A 19500-nucleotide genomic window follows, 5' to 3' on the forward strand; every position below is an offset into this window, starting at 1 on the left:
ATCCGGAGCCAATCCGGCATCCGGCGACATTGCGCCCTCTAGGACGGTGTCTCAGGGGAAGAGGTTCACTCCCCTGTGGAAAGCCGTATCAAAGGACATCCAAAGTCCGGGGCAAGCCGCAGTGAAGGAAGCGCGCGCGTCGCCGGCGAAGAGAGTGGGCGACTGCAGTCATGGGTCTCACGAGCAAGACAGTGCTGGCGCTGGCGATCCTGGCCGCCGCACTGCTGTTCATCGGCACGATCGTGTTCTGGTCCCGGCTGGCGCGCCGCACCTGGCGGGCCGTCGGCGGCCGGACGATGCTGCTGCTGGCCACCCAGGTCGCGGTCTTCGTCTCGGTCGGTCTCGCCGTCAACCAGAGTTTCGGTTTTTACGCCTCCTGGGACGACCTCCTGGGCAAGGAGACCGACCAGGGAGTGGTCGTCGACCAGAGCACCGGGGCACACGGGGGCTTCCAGGTGCTGTCCACCCAGTCGGTGAGCGTGCCGGGCGGTCATCTGCCCAGGGTCGGCGGCCAGATCCAGAAGATAGGCATCGTCGGCAAGAAGACGGGGATCACCTCTCCGGCGTACGTCTATCTGCCGCCGGAGTACTTCCAGCCGCAGTACGCGAAGCGCACCTTCCCGGTGGTCGTCGTACTGACCGGCTATCCGGGGACCGCCAAGGCCCTCGTCACCAAGCTCGAATTCCCGCACACCGCGCACGAGCTGGCGGCTGAGGGCAGGGCGCAGCCGATGATCCTGGTGATGCTGCGGCCGACCGTGGCGCCGCCCCGGGACACCGAGTGCGTGGACGTGCCGGGCGGGCCGCAGACGGAGACGTTCTTCGCCCGGGACCTGCCGACGGCCGTCGCCGGCCATTACCGGGTCGGGCCGCGGCCCGGCAGCTGGGGCATCATCGGCGACTCGACGGGCGGCTACTGCGCGCTGAAGCTCGCGATGCACCACCCGCGCGTGTACACGGCGGCGGTAGGTCTGTCGCCGTCCTACAAGGCGCCCGTCGACGCCACCACGGGAGACCTCTTCCAGGGTGACAGGAAGCTGAAGCGCCACGCGGACCTGGAGTGGTACATCAGGCATATGCCGCCGCCGGACGTCTCCCTGCTGGTCACCACCAGCAAGCACGGGGAGGCCAACTACGGTCCGACGATGCGGTTCGTGGACCTCGTCAGGACGAAGGCCCCGACCAGGATCTCGACGATCGTCCTGGAGAGCGGCGGCCACAACTTCAACACCTGGCGGCGGGAGATCCCCGGTTCGCTGGAGTGGCTGAGCGGGCGACTGACGGAGCGCTGACGCCCCAAGGCCTGCGAAGGCTTTCGAGCTGCTGTGTTTTTACCGGGCGGGGCACCAAGATTCGCCTACGCGCGGTAAGTTTCTGGCCATGCCACGTGGACGTCACCGCCATTCACCACCTCTGCACCGGCTGCTGCCTCCTGCGGCGATCGCGGGCGTCTCGCTCGTCTGCGCCCTGGGGCCATGGGTGTTCACGGATACCGGCGTCCTCCGGGTGGTTGCCGCGTTCGCCGCGGCGATCACGGTCGTGGGCGCGGCCGTCATGCGCCGCTGGGACGGGGAGGCGGGCAAGCAGGTCGCCGACCTCACGCGCGCGCGTGAGGGCGACGACTGGCGGCACGAGGAGCGTGCCGCCGAGCTGGAGACCGACCTGGAGGAGTCCCGCGAGCTGCGGGTCAAACTGGAGCAGAAGCTGCGCGCGAAGCGGACCGAGCTCCAGGGGCTGCGCAACGAGCACGCGGCGTTGCTGCGGCGGTACGCCACGGCGGAGACCGAGCGGGCCAGCGCGCTGGAGGGCAGGCGGCTGCTGGAGCTGGAGACCTCGGCTCTGGACGCGGACGTGGACACGGATGCGGATGTGGACACTGACGTTGATGTTGACGTGGCTACGGATACGGATACGGATACGGGTGTCGACGTGAAGGCGGCTGCGGCTGCGGCCACGGATTCGGCGGAAGCGGCGGACAAGGCGGACGAGGTCGACTCCGACGCGGCGGCGCTGGACGCGGCGGCGGCCGGGGTGGCGGCGGCGCTGGGCGCGGTCGGTGCGCAGACCCCGGACGACGCGGACGATGCGGACGGGGAAGCTACGGAGTCGGAGGAGAGCCCGGTGACGTCGGCGATCTTCTCCCCGGAGGGTTCCTCGCTGTTCCTCCGGGCGCGGGCGGCACTGGCCAGGTTCGACGGCGGGGCTACGGCGAAGGCCGAACCGGCCCCGGGCATCGCGCAGACGTCCGCTGAGGTCTCGGCGAACCTCGAAATCCCCGAGGTCCCCGAAATCCCCGACAGCCCCGCCGTGGACAAGGCGGAGGCCGTGCTGGAGGACGAGGCCATGGGGAAGCCCGAGGCGGCCCGCGGGCATACGCGCGCCGCCTCCACCTCCACCGAGGCGAAGCCCGCCAAGCCGATGCGTGGTTTCGGGCACTTCACCGTGCCGACCGCGGTGGCCGTCGTACCGGCGTCCGCGCCCATGCGCAGGCTCGCCGTCCCCGGCGGGTTCGACTTCTTCGGCACACAGAAGGAGACGGCGTCGGCCGCGCTGGACGCCGTGCAGAACGAGGACCTCGCCGACGTCGTCGGGCAGGAGGCGCTCGCGCTGCACAAGGCGGAGTCCGAGGCGCAGTTCAAGCCCGCGGACGAGGAGTCGCGCGGGGTCGGACTCGGTCAGGTGATCGACCTGACGGCGCACGACGAGACCGAGCAGATCGACCTGCAGGGGCTGCGGAGCGCGGTTTCCTGACGTTCGGGCACACCCCTGCGGTGCCTCCCTCAGACACCTCTGCCAGACACCACTGCCGTGCCTGTTACGCCATCCACCGGTCCGGTCGCGCGTCCCGTCGACCCGTCCGTGAGCGCTCCGCCTGCCCCCGCAGCAGCTCCGCGGCCTCCTGGGCGTCCCGTAGACCGGCTGTGACGGTCTTGTTGGCCCCCGTGTCCACATGGACGTCCGCGAGGCCCTTGAAGCGAGCCCAGGGCCCCTGCTCCAGCCGTACGCTCTGGACCTTGGCGTGCGGGACCAGGGCCAGGCTGCGGCGCAGCAGCCCGTGCCGGGAGACGAAGACGCTGTCGGTGACGGCGATGCCGTAGCCCCGCCACCAGAACGGCAGGCACCAGCCCGCCCGGCGCGGCGGACGCGACAGCGACGCGGGCACCGTCACCCCGGGCAGCACCTGGCCTATCACCGCCTCCGCGATCTCACGCGGAGCCACCGGCACCAGTACCGAGTTGGACGAGCCCGCCACGTCCAGCTCCACCCGGACCCACCCGCGCCGCCGCCACAGCAGCGGTTCCACGATCCGTACGGTCTGCACGCGCCCCGGCGGCACCGTCTCGTGGGTGCGGTCCAGGAGGCCGTGGTCGATGCGCAGCCCGTCCGGGGACTCGCCGACCGTCCAGTCGTACTCGGCGATGAACCGGCCCACGCTGCTCGCGCCCGCCGCGCCGAGCAGTGGGACGCCCGTCGCGAGCACTGTCCACAGGCTGTGGGTGGCGAACCAGAGAACGGGCGGTACGACCAGTGCGGCGGCCAGCGCTCCCCAGGTCGCGCCGGTCAGCACCAGGGACACGGCGAGCACGCGCGCGGGGATGTGCAGCAGCTGCCGGGCCGGCGCCTCGCCCACCTCGTGCGCGGTCTCGGGCGCGAACCCGGCGGCGCGGGCGAGGAGTTCGGCCCGCAGGGCACGCGCGTGCCCCTCGCCCAGGTACGCCAGCTCGTCCTTCTTGTCCGTCCCCACGACGTCGAGCTTGAGCTTGGCGACCCCCGCGACGCGGGCCAGCAGCGGCTGGGTGATGTCGACGGCCTGGATGCGTTCGAGCCGGATGTGCGCGGTGCGCCGGAACAACAGGCCGGTGCGGATGCGCAGTTCGTTGTCGGTCACCGCGAAGTGGGTGAACCACCAGGTCAGGAAGCCGTACAGGGCGCCTCCGACGAGGCACACGGCGAGGCCGAGCAGCAGGGTCGTGGTCGTCAGCCGGGTCAGTTGCCGCTGCGCCTGGTTGGGGTCGTGCACGGCCCACCCGATGAGCACGGCGACCGGCGCCCACGCGCGCCTGAGCGGCGTCACGGGATGCAGCCGCTGCTCGACGACCGGCTGTTTGCCGTCCTCCGTGGGTACGTCAGTCTCGGTGCCCGGGGTCGTCACAGCCCCGCCGATCGGGCCTGGCCGAGCTCGGTGAGCCGGTCCCGCAGCCGTTCCGCCTCCGCCGGTTCGAGGCCCGGGATGAGCGCGTCGGTCGCGGCGGCGGCCGTGTGCAGTTGCACGCTGGCCAGCCCGAAGTGCCGTGCGACGGGCCCCGACGTCACCTCGACCAGCTGCATCCGGCCGTACGGCACGATCGTCTCCTCGCGCCACAGCACACCCTTGCTGATCAGCAGGTCGTCGGCGCGCTCGGCGTACCGCCAGGAGGCCCAGTTGCGGCCCAGCATCCGCCAGCCCCACAGGAGCAGGACCAGCGGCAGCAGCGCGAAGGCCGCCCAGGCGGGCCCGGCGAGCAGGCCGGGCAGCAGCCCCGCGCCGAGCGTCAGCGGCACCAGCCAGACCACCAGCAACAGCCGGCGCATCCGCAGCAGGTCCCGCGGCAGCCCGGTCCACACCGGTTCGCCGTGCCCTGCGTCGTGCCCGTCGCCTCGCGTTTCGCCCGCGGTTTCCGGGCTCCCCGTCTCCATACCGCAAGCGTACGTACGACAGACTGTGTCCATGAGTCCCATGACGGAGCCCACGGAGACGATCGTTGGTATCGGCGGCGCCGCGGAGAGCACCGACATGGTGCTCAACATCGGGCCCCAGCACCCGTCCACGCACGGCGTGCTGCGGCTGCGGCTGGTGCTCGACGGTGAGCGGATCCAGCACGCGGAGCCGGTGATCGGCTATATGCACCGCGGCGCGGAGAAGCTCTTCGAGGCGCGTGACTACCGTCAGATCATCATGCTGGCCAACCGGCACGACTGGCTGTCCGCGTTCTCCAACGAGCTGGGCGTGGTCCTCGCCGTGGAGCGGATGCTCGGCATGGAGGTCCCCACGCGCGCGGTGTGGACGCGCACGCTGCTCGCGGAGCTGAACCGGGTGCTCAACCACCTGATGTTCCTGGGCTCGTACCCGCTGGAGCTGGGCGGGATCACGCCGATCTTCTACGCGTTCACGGAGCGCGAGGAGCTCCAGCACGTCATGGAGGAGGTCTCCGGCGGGCGCATGCACTACATGTTCAACCGCGTGGGCGGCCTCAAGGAGGACCTCCCGGCGGGCTGGTCCACGCGCGTGCGCACCGTCGTGTCGTCGGTCCGCTCGCGCATGGACCGGTTCGACGACCTGGTGCTCGGCAACGAGATCTTCCGGGGGCGCACGCGCGGCGTGGGCGTTCTGCCGCCGGAGGCCGTGCACGCGTACGGCGTGAGCGGGCCGATCGCGCGCGCCTCGGGCGTCGACTTCGACCTGCGCCGGGACGAGCCGTATCTGGCGTACGGGGAGCTCCAGGACACCCTGAAGGTCGTCACCCGGCAGGAGGGCGACTGTCTCGCCCGCTTCGAGTGCCTACTGGAGCAGACGCACAACGCGCTCGACCTGGCCGACGCCTGCCTCGACCGCCTCGCGGAACTGCCGCCCGGCCCGATCAACCAGCGCCTGCCGAAGGTCCTCAAGGCGCCCGAGGGGCACACGTACGCGTGGACCGAGAACCCGCTCGGCATCAACGGCTACTACCTCGTCAGCAAGGGCGAGAAGACCCCGTACCGGCTGAAGCTGCGCTCGGCCTCCTTCAACAACATCCAGGCGCTGGCGGTCCTGCTGCCCGGGACGCTGGTCTCGGACATGGTGGCGATCCTGGGGTCGCTGTTCTTCGTGGTCGGAGACATCGACAAGTAGCGACAAATAGCGCCAGGCAGGGCCCGGAGCCTCGGAAGAGGGTCCTCAGAGGAGCGGGTCGGGGATTCCCACCGGCTCCATCAGCCACCCGAAGTCCCCGAGCCCGCCCGTCGCCGTCAGCTCGGCGGCCTCCCCGGCGCCCGCCAGGGCCCGTACGTACGCGGCGGGGTCCGTGGACGCCAGGGACAGCGGGGGGCGCCCACCGGCCACCCCGAGGGCGTGCAGGGCCTCCCGCTGGGTCAGCAGGCGTGCCCCCGGCCCCGCGCAGGCGTCCAGCGCCACATGGGCGGTCAGGTCGCACGAGCCGTCCGGCACGGGTGCCGTCTCGCGGCCGGCCCGGAAGCCGGTGAGCGTCCCGAAGGGCGGCCGGGCGCCGGCCGTGTGCGCGTAGTCGACGGCGACGGCGAGTCCCCGGTCGACGGTGGCCCTGGCGGCGGCCCAGGCGGTGTCCCTGGGGAGCCCGGTCTCGGCCCGCAGCCCGGCCTCCGGGGGCAGCGGCCACCACCGTGCCAGCCACTCCGCGTCCGCACCGGCGACCGGCCCCCCGAGCCGCTCGGTCCCGTCCGGCCGTACGAGAACCAGGCGCGGTACGCCCGCCGGGTCGACCTCCGCCACCTCCACGGGGACGTTGTCCAGCCACTCGTTGGCGAAGAGCAGGCCGGTGAGGCCGGCGGGGGGCTCGGGCAGCCACTCGACGCGGTGACCGAGGTCCGCGGGGTGGTCGGCCAGCTCGACGGCGTACCCCCGCGCGCGGGCGGCCACCTCCGGGGGCAGGGCCGCGAGGACGGCGGTGACGAGTTCGCCCCGGCCCGCGCCCATGTCGACGAAGCCGAGCGACGCGGGGCGGCCCAGCGCCTCGTCGACCCGGCACAGCAACCGCGCCACGGCACCGGCGAAGAGCGGCGACGCGTGGACGGACGTACGGAAGTGCCCGGCGGGCCCCTCGGGCCGGCGATAGAACCCCTGTTCGCCGTACAGCGCCTCCTGCGTCGCCGCACGCCAGCCACGCCACTCGCCCGCTGTCCGGCCCGCCACCGCGCCCGTCGTCTCTCCTGCCACGGGGTCAGGCTAGGGCCTGGACCCCCGCCACCCAGGGGATAGGGTCTCCACCTTGCGGAGTACGCCGGGCCGTTACGGATCGCCCCTCCGGTTGACCCCTGCACACACATCGCTTCCCTACGCTGGGTTACGTGCAACGCGTCTATGACCTCCTCCGCAGACACCCGGCATGGGTGGACGGCTTCTGGGCCGTCTTCCTGCTCGGGATCTCCATGCTGAGCGGAGCCGTCCAGAACGAGAATCCGGGTGCCGTGTCCCCGGCGGTGACCGCCGTCCTGACGGTCCTGCTGTGCCTGGTGATCGCGCTGCGCCGGCGCATGCCCGAGCGAATGCTCGTGCTGGCCGCCGCGGTCGGGCTTGCGCAGCTTGCCCTGGACGTCGAGCCGGTGCCCGCCGACTTCGCCCTGCTGGTGATCGTCTACACGGTGGCGGTGAGCGGGCCCCCCTGGGCCTCACGGTTCGCCCTGATCGGCGGTCTGTGCGCGTCCCCGCTGGCCCAGTTGCGCTGGCCGGAGAAGGAGTCGAGCACCGCGGGCAATCTCGCGCTGATGGTCTTCCTGGCGGTGCCGTTCGCCCTCGCCTGGGTGCTCGGCGACTCGTTGCGCACCCGTCGCGCCTACTTCGCCCAGCTGGAGGAGCGCGCCGCCCGCCTGGAGCGCGAGCGAGAGGCACAGGCCAAGGTCGCGGTCGCCGCCGAGCGCGCCCGGATCGCCCGCGAACTGCACGACGTCGTCGCGCACAACGTCTCCGTGATGGTGGTCCAGGCCGACGGCGCCGCCTACGTCCTCGACACCGCCCCCGAACAGGCGAAGAAGGCCCTGGAGACCATCTCGGGCACCGGCCGCCAGGCCCTCGCCGAGATGCGCCGCCTGCTCGGTGTCCTGCGCACCGGCGAGCACCAGGAGGGCTGCGAGTACGTTCCGCAGCCCGACGTCGAGCAGCTCGACGAGCTGATCGAGCAGTGCCGTACCTCGGGCCTGCCCGTCGACTACAGGATCGAGGGCACCCCGCGCCCGCTGCCCAGCGGCGTGGAGCTGACTGCCTACCGCATCGTGCAGGAGGCGCTCACCAACACCCGCAAGCACGGCGGCCCGAACACCGGAGCGAGCGTGCGTCTGGTCTACTTCGACGACGGTCTCGGCCTGCTCGTCGAGGACGACGGCAAGGGCGCCCCGCACGAGCACTATGAGGACGGCGGCGCCGACGGACAGGGCCACGGCCTGATCGGCATGCGCGAGCGTGTCGGCATGGTGGGCGGCACCCTGGACGCGGGCCCGCGCCCGGGCGGCGGCTTTCGCATCAGCGCCCTGCTGCCGCTCAAACCCGCCCACTGACACGTGCACGTTCGATCAACGCATTGATGTTCGATACGTACCGACCGGAGGACCCCGCCATGCACATCCGTGTGATGCTCGTCGACGACCAGGTGCTGCTGCGCACCGGGTTCCGGATGGTGCTCGACGCCCAGCCGGACATGGACGTCGTGGCGGAGGCGGGCGACGGCGTCGAGGCTCTCCAGGTGCTCCGGGAGACCGAGGTCGACGTGGTGCTGATGGACGTACGCATGCCGAAACTCGACGGGGTGGAGGCCACCCGGCGCATCTGTCAGGGCGACAACCCGCCCAAGGTGCTGATCCTGACCACCTTCGACCTCGACGAGTACGCCTTCTCCGGGCTGAAGGCGGGTGCCTCCGGCTTCATGCTGAAGGACGTGCCGCCCGGCGAACTCCTCACCGCCATCCGCTCCGTGCACAGCGGCGACGCGGTCGTGGCCCCCTCGACCACCCGGCGGCTCCTCGACCGCTTCGCGCCCATGCTGCCGGCCACCGGCAACCAGCCCCAGTACAAGGAGCTGGAACGGCTCACCGACCGTGAGCGCGAGGTCATGATCCTGGTCGCCCAGGGCCTGTCCAACGGCGAGATCGCGGCCCGGCTGGTGCTGTCGGAGGCGACGGTGAAGACCCACGTGGGCCGCATCCTGGCCAAGCTGGGGCTGCGGGACCGGGTGCAGGTGGTCGTCCTCGCGTACGAGACGGGGCTCGTGCGGGCCGGCGGGGCCGGCTGACCGACTGTTCGGCGTCGGGCGACCGTTCGGTCCCCCTTCGGTCGCCGGTCGGTCCGCCGGTTACCTGAGGATGCCCTCCAGGAAGTCGCTGCCCAGCCGGGCCACCATCGTGACGTCCAACTGGTGCAGCACATACCGGCCGCGGCGGCGGGTGGTGGTCAGGCCGGCCTTTCTGAGGACCGCGAGGTGCCGGGATGTCTCGGGCGCCGTCATGTTGTGCGTCTGCGCCAGCTCGGTCGTCGTGAACGAGCTGCGGGCCAGCTGGCGGCAGAGCCGCATCCGCACCGGGTGGGACAGCGCGGTCAGGCGCAGGCCGAGCTGCTCGACCGAGGCGGGGGCGGCGAGCTCGGTGGAGCCCGCCGGGTAGTGCAGGACCGGCTGCCAGCCGTACCGGTGCAGGACCATCAGATGCGGCCGGCCAAGGCTCGTCGGGACGAGCAGGAGGCTGCCCGCCGCCGTGGTGTGGCCGTTGGCCAGTTTGTCGACGGTGATGCGGCCCGCGGCCTCGTCGAGGGTGACCGCGGACGACACCGAGGCCAGCGCCTCCGCCAGGCCCTTGTGGTGCAGGAGGTCCGTCTTGTGGCGGGCGTCCGCCATGAGCTGGGGGTGCACCCGGGACCACGTCTCGGCGAAGAAGGCGTCCTCGCAGTCCACCAGCAGCTGTCGCAGCCAGGTGCGGATCCGGGGAGGGTCGTCCAGCAGGCGCCTGGTGAAACGGAGCTGGCGGGGGCCGCGCGAGACGGCCAGGTCGAGAGCACGCCCGCACGCCTTGGAGGCGGCGGGCGTGTCGACGCTCTCGCATGTTGTACGGCAGCGCGCAGTTGAATCCTCCCCCGGCTGAAGCAGGGGATTCCTGGCTCACGCTGCCTGTGGGTCAGCGACCCGACAGGTCTTCCACGATCAGCACCAGCCGGGTTGAAACCAGCCCGGTTTGATACGGCAGAGCTTGGAGACGCATGTGCTGTCTTGGCTCTCGATCAGCACGGTATACGCGCTTGGTTCTCGCAACGCACGGCGTCGATCTTACCCGGCCAGGCGGACGGTGTTTGGCCCTGGAGGCGAAACACCGCTTCCTGCCCCGGAGCCCGGGACGGTGTCCCGGGCTCCGGGCAACGGAGGGCGTACGACGGCGATCTGGTCCCGCGACTTCGCTGGTAGCGCCCCCTACAGCCGCCCCACGAACTCCGTCACCGCCGCCTTCACGTCGTCCGCCGTCCACTCCAGGCCGGCGGCACGGACGGACACCTCGGTGACCGCGAGGCCGGGGCCGCGGCGGCCCCAGGCGCCGGCGAACAGGAGGGTCTTCGTCTCCTCGCCCTGTCGAACCGCGGCCTCCGCGGCGACCTCGTGGTCGTACGGGAGCCAGACCTGGAACTCGTTCGTGTGCGGCACCTCCGGGTGGACGCGCATCCACGGCACCCCGGCCGCCGCGAAGCCCTCGCGCAGCGCGGCGGCGACCACGCGCGCGTGGGCCACGTACTCCGGGAGGCGGGGCAGCTCGCGGTCCAGGCCGACGAGGGCCGACAGGACCGTCGGGAACTGCTGGGCGACCTCGCCGCCGTACCGGTGCCGCCACGCCTTCGCCTCCTCGACGAGGGTCCGCGGGCCCGCCAGGACGGCACCGCCGTACCCGTCGAGGGACTTGTAGAGCGACACGTAGACGCTGTCCGCGAGGCCCGCGATCTCGTCCAGGGGGCGGCCGAAGTGGGTGGTGGACTCCCACAGGCGGGCCCCGTCGAAGTGCACCACCGCGTCGCGTTCCCGCGCCGCCGCCACCGCCTCGGACAGCTCCTCCCAGGTGGGCAGCACGAAACCGGCCTCCCTGAGGGGCAGTTCCAGCATCAGTGTCCCGAAGGGCTCGTCGAAGTCGCGCACCTCGTCGGCCGTCGGCATCCGGGGCTCGCTCGTCACCCGGAGCGGGCGCAGTCCGCCGAGCGTGCTGAACGCGTTCCGCTCGTGCACCTCGGGGTGGGCGAGCGCGTGCAGGGCGACGGCCGGGTTGCCGGTGCGGCCCGCCCAGCAGCGCAGGGCCACCTGCTGGGCCATCGTGCCGGTCGGGAAGAAGGCGGCGGCCTCCTTGCCGAGCAGTCCGGCGACCCGTTCCTCCAGGGTCTCGACGATCCCGCCGCCGTAGATGTCCGACGGCTCGTCCAGGTCGTACGACTCCCGGGCCTCGTCGAGCAGCGCCAGCCGCTCCCTGATCGTCCCCAGGAACCCCGGGCGTGCCAGGACCCGTTCGGCGCCCCGCAGCGCGGCCCGGCGCCGCAGCCGCCGTTCCTTGCCGCGCTGCTCCGCGCCCCGCTCCCCGCCGGGTTCCTCGCCCGGTCGCCCGTCGTCATCCGCCGTGTCGGCCGTATCGCTCATGCCCGGGATCATCCCGCGCGCGGGATCGGGCGGTCACGCGGATTTCCGCCGGACCGTGCGCGGAAGGCGTGCGGTCGCCCACAGCCTGTGGACAACCGGACGCCTCCCGGACCGATCGCGTTAACATGACGAGAAATCGTCCGGTACATCGTCCGGTACCCCGAGCGGACTGGAACGGGAAGGCCGTCGTCGAGTGAGTACATTCCAACAACCAGACCCCAGGGACCGCCCCGCGCGGCTCACCGTGGGCGTGGTCGGTGCCGGGCGAGTCGGCCCCGCACTGGCCGCGGCCCTGCAACTCGCCGGGCACCGTCCGGTGGCCGTCTCCGCGGTCTCCGACGCCTCCGTCCGCAGAGCCGCGCAGCTGCTCCCCGACGTGCCCGTCGTGTCGCCCGCCCAGGTCATGGAGCGCGCCGACCTGGTCCTGCTGACCGTCCCGGACGACGCCCTGCCCGGCCTCGTCGAGGGACTCGCCGAGACCGGCGCCGTACGCCCGGGACAGCTGCTCGTGCACACCTCCGGGCGGTACGGCGCGAAGGTCCTGGACCCCGCCCTGAGGGCCGGCGCGCTGCCGCTGGCCCTGCACCCCGCCATGACGTTCACCGGCACTCCTGTGGACGTCCAGCGGCTCGCCGGGTGCTCCTTCGGCGTCACCGCGCGCCCCGAACTGCGGCTGGCCGCCGAAGCCCTCGTCATCGAGATGGGCGGCGAACCCGAGTGGATCGCCGAGGAGAGCCGCCCGCTCTACCACGCGGCCCTCGCCCTGGGCGCCAACCATCTGGTGACCCTGGTCGCCGAGTCCATGGACCTGCTGCGCGCGGCCGGCGTCGAATCCCCCCACCGGATGCTCGGCCCGCTGCTGGGCGCCGCCCTGGACAACGCGCTGCGCTCCGGGGACGCGGCGCTCACCGGACCCGTCGCGCGCGGGGACGCGGGCACCGTCGCCGCCCATGTCGCGGAGCTGCGCAAGCACTCCCCGCAGAGCGTCGCCGGTTATCTGGCGATGGCCCGCGCGACCGCCGACCGCGCGCTCGCGCACGGCCTGCTCAAGCCGGAGCTGGCCGAGGACCTCCTCGGGGTGCTCGCGGAGGGCGCGAACCCGCCCGCGAGCCCCGAAAGCCCGAACAGCGACGGGAGAGAGCGATGAGCAGCCGTTTCTGGGGACTTCTGTCCGACACCGACGCTCTGGCGGACGCCCACGCGCACATCGGTGTGCCGGGACACAACGCCGTCGTCATGACCATGGGCGCCCTCCACGAAGGCCACGCCACCCTGATCCGGACCGCCCGCGAACACGTCGGCCCCAAGGGCTTCGTGACCGTCACCGTCTTCGTGAACCCCCTCCAGTTCGGCAAGGGCGAGGACCTCGACCGCTACCCGCGCACCCTCGACGCCGATGTCGCACTCGCCGAACAGGCCGGTGCGGACGCGGTGTTCGCCCCCTCGGTGGACGAGGTCTACCCGGGCGGCGAACCCCAGGTGCGGATCAGCGCGGGCCCCATGGGGGAGCGGCTGGAAGGGGCCACACGCCCCGGGCACTTCGACGGTGTGCTCACCGTCGTCGGCAAGCTGCTCCACCTCACGCGGCCCGACGTGGCCTTCTTCGGGCAGAAGGACGCCCAGCAGCTCGCGATGATCCGCCGGATGGTCCGCGACCTGAACTTCGGCGTGGAGATCGTCGGCGTCCCGACCGTGCGCGAGCCCGACGGACTGGCCCGCTCCAGCCGCAACCGCTACCTGTCCCCGGAGGAACGGCACACGGCGCTCGCCCTCTCCCAGGCCCTGTTCGCCGGCGGCGACCGGCACGCCGCCCAGGAGGCGCTGCGCGCGCGTGCCCGCGAGGTACCCGCCACGCACGCGCGTGCCCAGGCCCTCAGTGCGCTCGGCGAATCCCGCGCCGCCGCCGACGCGCACGCCGTCGCGAAGGTCCCCGGAGGCGCTCCCGCCGCCGTCCGGGCCGCCGCCCGCCTCCTCCTGGACGACGCGGCCCGCCTCCGGCCCCCGCTGGTCCTCGACTACCTCGCCCTGGTCGACCCCGCCGACTTCACCGAGATCCCGGACGACTTCACGGGCGAAGCCGTCCTCGCCGTCGCAGCCAAGGTCGGGACGACCCGGCTGATCGACAACATCCCTCTCAATTTCGGAACCCCCGGAGCCGCCTCGTGAGCACCACAGGCCCCACCGCCGGCCCCAGGGCCTGTCGTCACATTCCCGCCTGCCTGGCGACGCCATGCACGCCCTCTTGCCGCACCGGACACAGGCCCACGTACAACCAGTACGAGGGCCTGCGCCCGGCACGCCGAGAGCACGCACCTGACGCCACCAGGCCCGCCCTCCGGGCGGACGACGGGAATGTGACGACAGGCCCTGGCGGCACCTCCACCGGCATACGGCTGCACGCCCCCGCCCCCGGCTGGGCCCTGACCGCGGACGTCGTGGTCGTCGGCTCCGGTGTCGCCGGGCTCACCGCGGCCCTGCGCTGCGACGCGGCCGGCCTCAAGACGGTCGTCGTCACCAAGGCCCGCCTCGACGACGGCTCCACCCGCTGGGCCCAGGGCGGCATCGCGGCGGCCCTGGGCGAGGGCGACACCCCCCAACAGCACCTGGACGACACCCTGGTGGCCGGCGCGGGCCTGTGCGACGAGGAGGCCGTACGGATCCTCGTCACGGAGGGACCGGACGCCGTACGGCGGCTCATCGAGACCGGCGCCCACTTCGACGAGACCTCCGAAGGCGGACTGGAACTGACCCGCGAGGGCGGCCACCACCGCCGCCGGATAGCGCACGCGGGCGGCGACGCGACCGGCGCGGAGATCTCCCGCGCTCTCGTCGAGGCCGTCCGCGCGCGGGGACTGCGCACGGTCGAGAACGCGCTCGTCCTGGACCTCCTGACGGACGCCGACGGCCGTACGGCGGGCGTGACCCTGCACGTCATGGGAGAGGGCCAGCACGACGGCGTGGGCGCCGTCCACGCGCCCGCCGTGGTGCTCGCCACCGGCGGCATGGGCCAGGTCTTCTCCGCGACCACCAACCCGTCCGTGTCGACCGGCGACGGAGTCGCCCTCGCCCTGCGCGCGGGCGCCGAGATCAGTGACCTGGAGTTCGTCCAGTTCCACCCCACGGTGCTCTTCCTGGGGGCCGACGCCGAGGGCCAGCAGCCGCTCGTCTCCGAGGCGGTACGCGGTGAGGGCGCCCACCTGGTCGACGCCGGCGGCGTGCGCTTCATGACCGGCCAGCACGAACTCGGCGAACTCGCGCCGCGGGACATCGTCGCCAAGGGCATCATGCGCCGCATGCAGGAACAGGGTGCCGAACACATGTTCCTGGACGCCCGGCACTTCGGCGCCCACATGTGGGAGCACCGCTTCCCGACGATCCTCGCCTCCTGCCGCGCCCACGGCATCGACCCGGTCACCGAGCCCGTCCCGGTCGCCCCGGCCGCCCACTACGCCTCCGGCGGCGTCCGCACCGACTCCCGGGGCCGCACGACCGTCCCCGGCCTGTACGCGTGCGGAGAGGTCGCCTGCACCGGCGTCCACGGCGCCAACCGGCTCGCCTCCAACTCCCTCCTGGAGGGCCTGGTCTACGCCGAGCGCATCGTCGCCGACATCACCGCGGCTCACGCCGGAAACGGCCTCCACGCACGCGTGCCCGCACCCGTCCCGCACCCCGAGAAGCCCGCGCACCCGCTGCTCGCCCCCGAGTCCCGCTTCGCGATCCAGCGCGTCATGACCGAGGGCGCCGGAGTGCTGCGCTCCGCCGCCTCCCTGGACACCGCCGCCGCGGCCATCCAGAAGCTGCACACCGAGGCCCGCGACGCCCTCGACGAGAACGGCAAGACCGCCGAGCCCGGCGTCGACACCTGGGAGACCACCAACCTCCTGTGCGTGGCCCGCGTCCTGGTCGCCGCCGCCCGCATGCGCGAGGAGACCCGCGGCTGCCACTGGCGCGAGGACCACGCGGAGCGCGACGACACGACCTGGCACCGCCACATCGTCGTACGGCTGAATCCCGACCGGACGCTGGCCGTACACACCACCGACACCGCAGACTTCCCCCCGACCCGGCATCATCAGCCGGAGCACCCCTCCCAGGAGCAGTGACAGAAGTGAGCACCCCCGACCTTCCCCTCGCCCAGAGCGGCGGCTGCGGCGACGGCTGCGCCTGCGGCGCCGACCCCGACATGGCGGACGAGGTGTACATGGAGTGCGGCCTCGACCCCGCGCTCGCCGCCCTCCTCGCCGACGCCGGCCTCGACCCCCTGGAGGTCGAGGACATCGCCAACGTCGCCATCCAGGAGGACCTCGACCACGGCGTGGACGTGACAACCGTCGCGACCATCTCCGAGGAGGCCCGCGCCACCGCCGACTTCACCGCCCGCGAGGGCGGCGTCGTCGCCGGCCTGCGGATCGCCGAGGCGGTCGTCTCCGTGGTCTGCACCGACGAGTTCGAGGTCGAACGGCACGTCGAGGACGGCGACCGCGTCGAGGCCGGCCAGAAGCTGCTCAGCGTCACGACCCGCACCCGTGACCTCCTGACGGCCGAGCGCAGCGCCCTCAACCTCCTGTGCCGCCTGTCCGGCATCGCGACCGCCACGCGCGCGTGGGCGGACGTCCTGGAGGGCACCAAGGCGCGCGTGCGAGACACCCGCAAGACGACTCCCGGCCTGCGCTCCCTGGAGAAGTACGCGGTCCGCTGCGGAGGCGGCGTCAACCACCGCATGTCCCTGTCGGACGCGGCACTCGTCAAGGACAACCACGTGGTGGCCGCCGGCGGCGTCGCCCAGGCCTTCAAGGCCGTGCGGGACGCCTTCCCGGACGTACCGATCGAGGTCGAGGTCGACACGCTGCACCAGCTGCGCGAGGTCGTCGACGCGGGCGCCGACCTGATCCTCCTCGACAACTTCACCCCCGGCGAGTGCGACGAGGCCGTAGCGGTCGTCGACGGCCGCGCCGTGCTGGAGGTCTCGGGCCGGCTCATCCTGAAGAACGCCAAGGAGTACGCCGACACCGGCGTCGACTACCTGGCGGTCGGCGCCCTCACCCACTCCTCGCCGATCCTCGACATCGGTCTCGACCTGCGAGCGGCGGAGTAGGTACAAGGCCATGCTGCTGACCATCGACGTGGGAAACACGCACACCGTCCTCGGGCTCTTCGACGGCGACGAGATCGTCGAGCACTGGCGCATCTCCACGGACGCGCGCCGTACGGCCGACGAGCTCGCGGTCCTCCTCCAGGGCCTCATGGGCATGCACCCGCTCCTCGGGGACGAGCTGGGTGACGGCATCGACGGCATCGCCATCTGCGCGACCGTGCCGTCGGTGCTGCACGAGCTGCGCGAGGTGACGCGGCGGTACTACGGCGATGTGCCGGCGGTGCTGGTCGAACCCGGCGTGAAGACGGGCGTACCGATCCTCACCGACAACCCGAAGGAGGTCGGCGCGGACCGCATCATCAACGCGGTCGCCGCCGTCGAGCTCTACGGCGGCCCCGCGATCGTCGTCGACTTCGGTACGGCGACCACGTTCGACGCGGTGTCCGCGCGCGGGGAGTACGTCGGCGGCGTGATCGCGCCCGGGATCGAGATCTCGGTCGAGGCGCTCGGCGTGAAGGGGGCACAGCTCCGGAAGATCGAGGTCGCGCGGCCCCGGGCGGTGATCGGCAAGAACACGGTCGAGGCTATGCAGGCGGGCATCATCTACGGGTTCGCCGGTCAGGTGGACGGTGTGGTGACGCGGATGGCGAAGGAGCTGGCCGAGGATCCGGACGACGTGACGGTGATCGCGACGGGTGGGCTGGCGCCGATGGTGCTGGGTGAGGCGTCGGTGATCGACGAGCACGAGCCGTGGCTGACGTTGATCGGGCTGCGGCTGGTGTACGAGCGGAACGTGTCCCGTATGTGAGTCCCGCCCCTGAACCCCGTTCGCGTCGAAGACGTGCACGGCCACCTGGGTGGCTCGCAGCGCCACACCCTCTCTCAATGTCGAGTTTGTCTGATTAGCGCGTATCGTCGCCGCATGCCCACGCCATTCGGATCTCGCGGCGGCATGGCGTTCGGTGCGGAGGAGCTGCGTGTGCTCCGTCGCGCCCTCGCCCTCGCCCTCCACCCCGGCCCCGCCTCCGCAGAGGACGTCCAGGACTGTCTCCGGCTCGCCGAGTCCGTCGACGAGGCGGCGCACGAGGGGGCCAGGCTGCGGGCCTTCCTCGTGGCCGACCTCGCCCGCTACCGCGCCGCCCTGCCCGGCACCGCCGCCGGCTTTCTCACTCTCCTGGAGGAGGCACTGGGCGCCGGCTACCGCCCGAGCCCGGACGACCTCGCCGCCCTCCGGGCCCTGCGAGGGAACCCGGTCGCCGCCGCCCTCCTGGACCGCTGTCTACGGCACGCCGAACGGGACGTACGGGCCCGTCTGGGCGCCAGAGTGGCCGGCCGTACGCCGGTCGCACCCACGGTGCCCGCCTCCCGTACCCGTCTCCTGGCCCTGCCCGGCGGTCTCGCCACCGAGGAGCCCGCCAGGAAGCCCGGTGAGAGGCCCGCGGAGAAGCAGCCTCACGAGCGGCCGGCACCCGCCCCCCGGCCCGCACCCGACGCCCCCAGGCCCGCCCGCCCCGTCCCCACCCCGGGCGAGGTCTTCCCGCGCCGCAAGCCGACCCCGCCCGCGAATCCCCCGCAACAGCTCGCCGCGGGCTGAACGGACAGACCTGACAGAGCTGGAATCGCCAGGCCCGGGCCCCCGCCCGGGCCTTTCTTCGGGCCTGGCTACTCTGGACCCCATGGACTACGTCTCCGCGCTCGTGCCCCCCGTAGTGATGGCCGCGCTCTTCGTCGCCGTGATCGTGACGATGGTGAAGAGTCAGGGCGGTGCCAACAAGGCCAAGGAGGACGCCGCCGCCGATGCCGCCATCGCCCGGGCCGAGCAGACCCCGCAGGCCGGGCAGGACCGCCCCGTTTCGTAGGTGTTCGGCGGTCAATGCGCACGTCCTTCACGCTATTCACCGTTTCTCCCACTAGTGTGCTGACTTGTGCCTCGCCCATTGGGAGAACTCGAAGACGCGGTCATGACGCGGGTGTGGAAGTGGAACCGCCCGGTCACCGTTCGAGAAGTCCTGGAAGACCTTCGGCAGGAACGGTCCATCGCCTACACCACGGTGATGACCGTTTTGGACAATCTCCATCAGAAGGGCTGGGTCCGTCGCGAGGCGGAAGGCCGAGCCTATCGATATGAGGCGGTCTCCACCCGTGCCGCCTACTCGGCCGCGCTGATGAACGACGCGTGGTCGCAGAGTGACAACCCCGCCGCCGCTCTCGTGGCCTTCTTCGGCATGATGAGCGAAGAACAGCGGCTCTCCCTCAGGGATGCCGTTCACATCGTCCAAGGGCCGGAACAGGTCGAACGGCCCCGACGGGCCGACAAGACCGAACAGACCGAACAGACCGAAGCCGCGGAACATACCGCCTTCGAGAACCCCGCCTCGGTCCAGGACCCCACCGGGCGATAGCGTCCGCTCATGTCAGCGATCCGTCCCGAAGCCACAGCGAAAGCCATCACCGTCCGGCGGGCCAGGACCAGCGATGTCCAGGCCGTACGCGGACTCCTTGACTCGTTCGTCCGTGGCCGTATCCTGCTCGACAAAGCGACGGTGACGCTTTACGAGGACATCCAGGAGTTCTGGGTCGCGGAACGCGACGACAACGCTGAGGTCGTGGGGTGCGGTGCACTCCACGTCATGTGGGAAGACCTCGCCGAAGTCCGCACTCTCGCTGTGAACCCCGACCTCAGAGGTTCCGGTGTCGGGCATCAGTTGCTGGAGAAGTTGCTGCAGACCGCCCGGTGGCTCGGTGTTCGTCGCGTTTTCTGTCTGACCTTTGAAGTGGACTTCTTCGGGAAGCACGGCTTCGTGGAGATCGGTGAGACGCCCGTCGACACCGATGTCTACGCCGAGCTGCTGCGTTCCTATGACGAGGGCGTCGCGGAGTTCCTCGGTCTCGAACGAGTGAAACCGAACACCTTGGGCAACAGTCGGATGCTTCTGCATCTGTGATCGAGCATCGGGCAATTTCCGTCGGCTGCCCTGCCCCGGTTCCCTATGTCCGAAACGCGCACGTTTTCGGCCCATGGAAGGGAGGCCGGTCTCTCCCGGGGGT

Annotated in this window: 18 protein-coding genes and 1 pseudogene; 14 read left to right on the top strand and 5 right to left on the bottom strand. The window is 71.8% G+C overall.

The window, feature by feature from the left end; translation table 11 throughout:
- The first annotated feature begins 170 nt into the window (after positions 1–170).
- Entirely contained in the window at positions 171–1292 is a 1122-nt protein-coding gene (locus G3I71_RS37175) for an esterase family protein (RefSeq protein ID WP_164321925.1), read from the top strand.
- Positions 1293–1380: 88 nt separating this feature from the next.
- Entirely contained in the window at positions 1381–2751 is a 1371-nt protein-coding gene (locus tag G3I71_RS37180) for a hypothetical protein (protein ID WP_164321927.1), read from the top strand.
- Between the two features lie 64 nt (positions 2752–2815).
- On the opposite strand, the gene G3I71_RS37185 is transcribed toward G3I71_RS37180, so the two are convergent.
- Entirely contained in the window at positions 2816–4153 is a 1338-nt protein-coding gene (locus tag G3I71_RS37185; RefSeq protein WP_164321929.1) for a PH domain-containing protein, read from the bottom strand.
- Entirely contained in the window at positions 4150–4677 is a 528-nt protein-coding gene (locus G3I71_RS51635) for a PH domain-containing protein (protein WP_239149569.1), read from the bottom strand. The genes G3I71_RS37185 and G3I71_RS51635 overlap by 4 nt, the downstream gene beginning before the upstream one ends.
- 40 nt (positions 4678–4717) lie before the next feature.
- Here G3I71_RS51635 and G3I71_RS37195 point away from each other — a divergent pair, with 40 nt between their 5' ends.
- Positions 4718–5869 (top strand): NADH-quinone oxidoreductase subunit D, encoded by a 1152-nt coding sequence (locus G3I71_RS37195; protein WP_164321933.1) that lies wholly within the window; start codon positions 4718–4720, stop codon positions 5867–5869.
- Positions 5870–5914: 45 nt separating this feature from the next.
- Here G3I71_RS37195 and G3I71_RS37200 read toward each other — a convergent pair whose 3' ends face one another.
- A complete protein-coding gene (locus G3I71_RS37200) occupies positions 5915–6928 on the bottom strand; it encodes an SAM-dependent methyltransferase (protein WP_164321935.1) in 1014 nt (337 codons plus the stop codon).
- Between the two features lie 131 nt (positions 6929–7059).
- On the opposite strand from G3I71_RS37200, the gene G3I71_RS37205 reads away from it, so the two are divergent.
- Both G3I71_RS37205 and G3I71_RS37210 read left to right on the top strand, forming a co-directional pair.
- The gene (locus G3I71_RS37205; RefSeq protein WP_164321937.1) at positions 7060–8262 is read left to right on the top strand and encodes a sensor histidine kinase; all 1203 of its coding nucleotides are present in this window, start codon (positions 7060–7062) and stop codon (positions 8260–8262) included.
- A 59-nt stretch (positions 8263–8321) separates the two neighbouring features.
- A complete protein-coding gene (locus G3I71_RS37210; RefSeq protein WP_164321939.1) occupies positions 8322–8993 on the top strand; it encodes a response regulator transcription factor in 672 nt (223 codons plus the stop codon).
- 60 nt (positions 8994–9053) lie between these two features.
- On the opposite strand, the pseudogene G3I71_RS37215 reads toward G3I71_RS37210, so the two are convergent.
- Positions 9054–9752: pseudogene (locus tag G3I71_RS37215) on the bottom strand (DUF5937 family protein); the annotation flags it as partial.
- A 405-nt stretch (positions 9753–10157) separates the two neighbouring features.
- Complete coding sequence (locus G3I71_RS37220; protein WP_164321941.1) at positions 10158–11357, bottom strand: low specificity L-threonine aldolase; 1200 nt, start codon at positions 11355–11357, stop codon at positions 10158–10160.
- A 193-nt stretch (positions 11358–11550) separates the two neighbouring features.
- Here G3I71_RS37220 and G3I71_RS37225 point away from each other — a divergent pair, with 193 nt between their 5' ends.
- The 9 genes from G3I71_RS37225 (at position 11551) to G3I71_RS37265 (ending at position 19397) form a co-directional block, all read left to right on the top strand.
- Complete coding sequence (locus G3I71_RS37225) at positions 11551–12504, top strand: DUF2520 domain-containing protein (protein WP_164321943.1); 954 nt, start codon at positions 11551–11553, stop codon at positions 12502–12504.
- Complete coding sequence (panC, locus tag G3I71_RS37230; RefSeq protein ID WP_164321945.1) at positions 12501–13523, top strand: pantoate--beta-alanine ligase; 1023 nt, start codon at positions 12501–12503, stop codon at positions 13521–13523. Before G3I71_RS37225 ends, panC begins: the two co-directional genes overlap by 4 nt.
- Positions 13524–13711: 188 nt before the next feature.
- A complete protein-coding gene (locus tag G3I71_RS37235; protein WP_164321948.1) occupies positions 13712–15460 on the top strand; it encodes an L-aspartate oxidase in 1749 nt (582 codons plus the stop codon).
- A 5-nt stretch (positions 15461–15465) separates the two neighbouring features.
- The gene (gene nadC / locus G3I71_RS37240; protein WP_164321951.1) at positions 15466–16452 is read left to right on the top strand and encodes a carboxylating nicotinate-nucleotide diphosphorylase; all 987 of its coding nucleotides are present in this window, start codon (positions 15466–15468) and stop codon (positions 16450–16452) included.
- Positions 16453–16462: 10 nt separating this feature from the next.
- Positions 16463–17260, top strand: a complete 798-nt coding sequence (locus tag G3I71_RS37245; protein WP_105970850.1) for a type III pantothenate kinase — start codon at positions 16463–16465, stop codon at positions 17258–17260.
- A gap of 144 nt (positions 17261–17404) precedes the next feature.
- On the top strand, positions 17405–18046 hold the full coding sequence (locus tag G3I71_RS37250) for a hypothetical protein (RefSeq protein WP_164322020.1): 642 nt from the start codon (positions 17405–17407) through the stop codon (positions 18044–18046).
- Positions 18047–18128: 82 nt separating this feature from the next.
- Complete coding sequence (locus G3I71_RS37255) at positions 18129–18311, top strand: hypothetical protein (RefSeq protein WP_164321953.1); 183 nt, start codon at positions 18129–18131, stop codon at positions 18309–18311.
- A 102-nt stretch (positions 18312–18413) separates the two neighbouring features.
- On the top strand, positions 18414–18854 hold the full coding sequence (locus G3I71_RS37260; protein ID WP_203732368.1) for a BlaI/MecI/CopY family transcriptional regulator: 441 nt from the start codon (positions 18414–18416) through the stop codon (positions 18852–18854).
- A gap of 9 nt (positions 18855–18863) precedes the next feature.
- Entirely contained in the window at positions 18864–19397 is a 534-nt protein-coding gene (locus G3I71_RS37265; protein ID WP_164321957.1) for an amino-acid N-acetyltransferase, read from the top strand.
- Positions 19398–19500 lie beyond the last annotated feature (103 nt).

Source organism: Streptomyces sp. SID12501, assembly GCF_010550245.1.
Classification (GTDB): Bacteria; Actinomycetota; Actinomycetes; order Streptomycetales; family Streptomycetaceae; genus Streptomyces.